Source organism: Paenarthrobacter sp. NPDC089988 (assembly GCF_044748465.1).
Lineage (GTDB): Bacteria > Actinomycetota > Actinomycetes > Actinomycetales > Micrococcaceae > Arthrobacter.
In genome coordinates, this window is sequence record NZ_JBIVGD010000040.1 from 1 (window position 1) to 5,378 (window position 5,378).

Annotated in this window: 5 protein-coding genes; 3 read left to right on the forward strand and 2 right to left on the reverse strand. The window is 66.0% G+C overall.

Going from position 1 to position 5,378, the window contains the following annotated elements; genetic code table 11:
- Positions 1-120 precede the first annotated feature (120 nt).
- A complete protein-coding gene (locus tag ACIPV6_RS23510) occupies positions 121-972 on the reverse strand; it encodes a LysR family transcriptional regulator (protein WP_400273208.1) in 852 nt (283 codons plus the stop codon).
- Positions 973-1,058: 86 nt separating this feature from the next.
- Here ACIPV6_RS23510 and ACIPV6_RS23515 point away from each other — a divergent pair, with 86 nt between their 5' ends.
- On the forward strand, positions 1,059-1,928 hold the full coding sequence (locus ACIPV6_RS23515) for an EamA family transporter (protein WP_400273209.1): 870 nt from the start codon (positions 1,059-1,061) through the stop codon (positions 1,926-1,928).
- Position 1,929: 1 nt separating this feature from the next.
- Here the strand turns inward: ACIPV6_RS23515 and ACIPV6_RS23520 are convergent, their stop codons facing one another.
- Positions 1,930-2,934 carry a LacI family DNA-binding transcriptional regulator gene (locus tag ACIPV6_RS23520; RefSeq protein ID WP_400273210.1) on the reverse strand — a complete coding sequence of 335 codons (1,005 nt, stop codon included), beginning with the start codon at positions 2,932-2,934 and terminating at the stop codon, positions 1,930-1,932.
- Positions 2,935-3,050: 116 nt separating this feature from the next.
- Here ACIPV6_RS23520 and ACIPV6_RS23525 point away from each other — a divergent pair, with 116 nt between their 5' ends.
- Both ACIPV6_RS23525 and ACIPV6_RS23530 read left to right on the forward strand, forming a co-directional pair.
- Positions 3,051-4,235, forward strand: coding sequence for a Gfo/Idh/MocA family protein (locus ACIPV6_RS23525; protein ID WP_400273211.1), 1,185 nt, complete (start codon positions 3,051-3,053; stop codon positions 4,233-4,235).
- Between the two features lies 1 nt (position 4,236).
- Positions 4,237-5,232 carry a Gfo/Idh/MocA family oxidoreductase gene (locus tag ACIPV6_RS23530; protein WP_400273212.1) on the forward strand — a complete coding sequence of 332 codons (996 nt, stop codon included), beginning with the start codon at positions 4,237-4,239 and terminating at the stop codon, positions 5,230-5,232.
- Positions 5,233-5,378: the final 146 nt, after the last annotated feature.

Consider the following 5,378-nt stretch of genomic DNA (forward strand, 5'->3'; position numbering starts at 1 on the left):
CAATGGAAAATCACCACCAACAACGGCATCCCCTGGTTCACCCCACCACCACACATCGACCCCACCCAAACACCCCGACGAAACCACCACCACACCACGCTGCGGACGTGAGGTGTTCAGTCATCGGTATAAGCCGGCCAGTAAACCAACCACTGCTTCCCGGTCCTGAGGCGGATCCTTCTTCAGCCACGCCACGTACACCGGAACCGTCGGTGCATCGCGGACGGGACGGTACGTGACTCCCCGGCGGCGGTATTGGTGCGCGGTTGACGCAGCCGTGATGCCCCGTGCCGCTCCGCTGCCAATCTCGGTCAGCCAATCGTCAATGTCGTTGATGGGGATAACGTCCTGGGGCTGCCCGCGCTCCGGCCACAGGTCCAGCGTGGTGCTGCCGGTCCGGAGGTCCATCGCCACTGGCATCGCGGCAATCTGCGCCAACGTCACGGAACGCCGCGAGGCCAAGGGATCGTCCGCGGACATGGCGCAGTACCGCTTCTCCTCACCGATCAGGACGTGCTCGACGGCGGCGCCTTGGGGGAGGCGGCGAAGGATCGCGAAGTCTGTGGTTCCGTCCAGCAGGCCGCCGCTGGGTGTGTTGGAGCGGACCAGGTGCAGTTCCGTGTGCGGGAAGCGGCCCTTCCATTGCCGTTGGAACTCCGTGGTGTGCTCGCCGAGTGCCGACCACGCGTAGCCGATACGGGCCTGGCCGGTGCCGGCGCGGGCGTCGCGTTCAAGGTCGGCCAGCAGGGCGACGATCCGCCGTGCCTTGGCGACGGCCCGCTCGCCCGCGGGTGTGAGCGCAGCGCTGCGCGTGGTCCGTTGCACGAGCTTCACACCCAAAGCGCCCTCCAGTGCTGCGATGTTCCGCGAGACCGCAGCTTGGGATATCCGCAACTCGATGGCGGCGTCCGTGAATGTGCCCTCGTCCACCACTGCGAGCAGGCAGCGCAGTTGCCGCAATTCCACGTCCATGCGGCCCATTCTATTCATGCGTTCAGCGTATAAATAGCGTCATTCATGCATTTAGTGGATGGACACAGCAAGCGCAGAATCTCCTCATGAACCAGACCCATGCCGCAGCAGGAAAGGCCGGTGGTGCCGCTACCCTCGTGGCCAGCGCACTCTCCAACCAGCTCGGAGCAGCGAGTGGATCGCTGGCTTTCCCTGCCCTGGGGCCGGTGGGCGTGGTGGCTGTGCGGCAGCTCGTTGCCGCGGCCGTCCTTCTTCCCCTGGTGCGGCCGCGGCTGCGGGATCTGCAGTGGCATCAGTGGTGGCCTATTCTGTTGCTGGCCGTGTCCTTCGGGACCATGAACCTCGGGCTGTACGCGGCAATCCAGCGCATCGGATTGGGCCTCGCTGTGACGTTGGAGTTCCTAGGGCCGTTGGCTGTGGCGTTGATCAGCTCTGGACGCCAGGCCGGCTCCCATCGGAAGGGCAACGTCCTCTGCGCCGTGGCTGCGGCCGGTGGGGTCGTGGCTATCACCCGGCCCGAAGCCTCCACCGATTTCGCGGGAATCGCCTTGGGCCTCATGGCGGCGTGCAGTTGGGCCGCGTACATTCTCCTGAACCGCGTGGTCGGCCAAAGAATCCAGGGAATCCAAGGGACTGCGGCGGCCACGGGGGTGTCCGCCACGCTCTTCCTGCCGGTCGCCGCCGTGGTTTTCCTGAGCCAGCCCGTGGACGGGTTCGCCGTCATTTGTGCCGTGGGCGCTGGGATCCTGGCCTCGGTGCTACCGTACGTGGCGGACCTGATTGCCCTGCGGCGGGTACCTGCCAGTCTGTTCGGCATCCTGATGAGCATCAACCCGGTCTTCGCCGCCATCATCGGCGCGCTCGTGCTGCACCAGGACCTGGCCGCGGTGCAGTGGGCGGGGATAGGCCTGATTGTTGCTGCCAACGCGGGAGTCTTGCTGCTGGGCCGACGCTGAGTCAGCCCCGGGCCGGCACGTCCCCCGACGATCCCCGGACCTGCAACTGCGACGGTACCTGGTGCAACCTTCCCGGGAGTTCCGGGGCGGTGAGCCGTTCCAGGATGAACTTCCCGGCCTCCACGCCCACGGCAAGGTTTCCGTTGTCCACGGAGGTCAGCGAGAGGTGGCGGATCTTGGCCAGGTACGTGTTGTCGTAACCCACCAAGGACAGGTCCTGGGGCACGGACAAGCCAAGATCGTCGGCGGCGGACAGGGCGCCGATGCAGGCGATGTCGTTGTACGCAAAGATCGCGGTGGGCCTCTCTGCGGAAGAGAGCAACCTGCCCGCCGCCGCATAGGCGCTTTCCTCGCTCACGCCGCCGGCAACCACCACGGGCTCCATTCCGGAATCGTTCATGGTCCGCTCGAACGACACCCGCCGCAACTTGCCCACTTCGCCGGGGCCCTGCAGGTGTGCGATGCGCCGGTGGCCCAGGGAGAGGAGGTGTTCGGTGGCCTGCCGCGCGCCGGCGTCGTCGTCGTTGACCACAATGTCGACGCCGGGGAGGTGCGGTTCGCGGGTACCGGCCAGAACCACCGGGATGCTCTGTGCGGCCCGTTCGATGGCAGCCGACTCCACCGTGGTTCCCACCACCACCAGCCCGTCGATCCGCTGCTCCAGGAGGGTCTCCACGGAGCTGCGGCCCACGCGGTTGTCCGTGTAGGAATCGGCGAGGACCGGCGAAACACCCGCCGAGTGAAGGGAGGCGGTGAGCCCCTCCAGGAGCTCGACGAACCATGGGTTGCGGATGTCGTTGAGCATCACGCCGATGGTTCCGCTGCGTGGTCCGGACAAGCGCTGCGCCAGTCTGTTGGGCCGGTAGCCCAGTTGCTCCATGGCATCCAGGACGGCGCGACGGCGGGGTTCGCTGACGTTGGCAGAGCCCTGGAGGACCAGGGAGACCAGGGATTTGGAGACGCCGGCGGCACTCGCGACGTCGCGGATGGTGGGCTTCGTGGCCATGCGGTGTCTCCTCTCGTCAGTGACCCGTTCAAGCTTAGGGGGCTTGACGGCTGCGACCTTCCTTAGCCATTATGGACCGGTCCAAGTAAATTCCAAAGAGTCAATGAGGATCTTTCATGAGTGCACCGAATTCGCGGCAACTGGTAGCTGGGATGGTTGGCGGAGGGCCGGGCGCCGACATCGGCAAGACCCACCGCTACGCCATGCGGCTGGACGGTCACTACGATCTCCAGGCCGGAATCTTCGGTCGGGATCCGCACACGTCCAGCGACATCGCGGCCCACCTCGGCGTGCCCGGAGACCGCAACTACGGCAGCGTCGAACAAATGGCCTCCGCCGAGGCGGAACGCGAAGACGGGGTGGACATCGTTGTTGTGGCGACCCCCAATGACAGCCACTTCGGGATCGCCCGGTCCTTCCTTGAGAAGGGCATTTCCGTGGTGTGCGAGAAGCCCCTGACCCAGGACTCCGCCACCGCCGCAGAACTGGTCCGCATCGCCGAGGAGAACAACGCAATCCTCGCCGTCCCGCACTGCTACTCCGCCTACGCGATGGTTCGCCAGGCTGCACGCATGGTCCGCAACGGCGAGCTGGGCGCCATCCGGTTTGTCGACGTCGAACATGCCTCCGGCTGGGCCTCGACGCCTTTGGAGGACGAAGGCCATAAGCAGGCGAAGTGGCGCACGAACCCGGACATCGCCGGTTTTCCGAGCGTCGTGGGGGACCTCGGTACCCACGCTTTCCACCTGCTCCGCTACATCACCGGGCTCGAGGCGCAGCGCTTGTCCGGCCGGCTCCAGACGTTCGTCCCGGGGAGGCGTGTTTTCGACAACGCCACCGTGGAGCTGGAGCTGACGGGCAACGTCCCGGCGCGGGTTTGGGCGAGCATGGCCGCCACCGGCCACAACCATGGACTCCGCATCCGTATCTTCGGCGAAAAGGGCAGCCTCGAATGGCAGCACGAGGACCCGCACCATCTCACGGTTCAGGACCTCGCCGGCACCACCACCATCCTCACGCACGGGCTCCGCACCCTGCACGACGACGCGTCCCGGCTTACGCGCGTCGGCTTGGGCCATCCGGAGGGCTTCCTTGAAGCCTTCGCCAATTTCTACTCCGACCTCGCCGAGGTCCTCCGCGCACGCCGCGATTCTTCACCGCTCCCGGAGCGGGAGCTGTCCTTCCCTACGGGGATCGACGGCCTGATCGGCGTCCAGTTCGTCGAGGCAGTCGCGGCCTCGCACCACGACGATTCCGCGTGGAAAGTCCCCGCATCCGCCTACCAGAAAGCAGCAGTCTGACATGCCCCGTTTCGCCCTCCTGGGAGCCGGCTTCATCGGTTCCGTTCACGCAGCCAACCTCGCCGCGCATCCCGGCATCGACTTCCGCCTGGTCTACGACGTGGACCAGCAGCGCGCGCAGTCCCTCGCCGCCGCCCACGGTGCTACCGCCGCGACCTCGATCGAGGAAGTGTTCAACCCCGAGGAAATCGACGCAGTCTTCATCGCGTCCTCCACCGATACGCACGCCGAACACCTTCGCCGGGCTGCCGCCGCCGGAATTGCCGCCCTCTGCGAGAAACCGATCGACCTGGACCTGGACCGCGCCCGCGAGACCGCTGCGTTCGCGCAAGAGGCCGGCGTCCCGGTGATGGTGGACTTCAACCGACGTTTCGACCGCGACTACGCCGAACTCAAGCGCGTGGTGGACTCGGGTGAGATCGGCACGGTGGAACTCATCCAGCTCACCTCGCGCGGTCCGTCCATGCCGCCGCTGTCCTACGTGGCGGTTTCCGGTGGCCAGATGCGGGACCAGACCGTGCATTTCTTTGACCTGGCGCGCTGGCTGTCCGGGCTGGATCCCGTGGAAGTTTTCGCTGCCGGCTCGGCTTTGGCGGAGCCCGGCATTGTGGAGTACGACGACGTCGACACCTCCGCGGTCACGTTGCGGCTCCCCGGTGGGGCGTTGGTCCAGATCGATTCCATACGCCGCACAGGATACGGCTACGACGAGAGGATCGAGATCATGGGTTCGGAAGGAATGGTGGAAGCCCGCCGCCACCGGAATGGAGCCGTGTCTCGCTACTCCGGCACCTCCGTGGTGGACGACGGGCTGCACCCCGGTTGGTTCGAACGCGTGCAGCCAACGTACGCAGCAGCGCTTGCGGCCTTCGTTGCTTCCCTCGACGGCGGCGCGGCTCCATCCCCTTCCTTGGAAGATGGCCTGAAAGCCCAGGCGATCGCCGAAGCCGCCGTCCTCTCCCTCCGCTCCGGCCGCATGGAACCCATCAAGTACTGAACCCAAGTAGGGGACAGCACATGTCGCACTGGGTGCTCGTAGCGACGTTTGCTGTCCCCTAGACTCTTCTATGTCTGTCAAGGCGCGCTTGTTGTTGAGGCGTTGAGTGTGCGGTAGATGTGGCGGGCGAGGTAGCGCTTGATGCA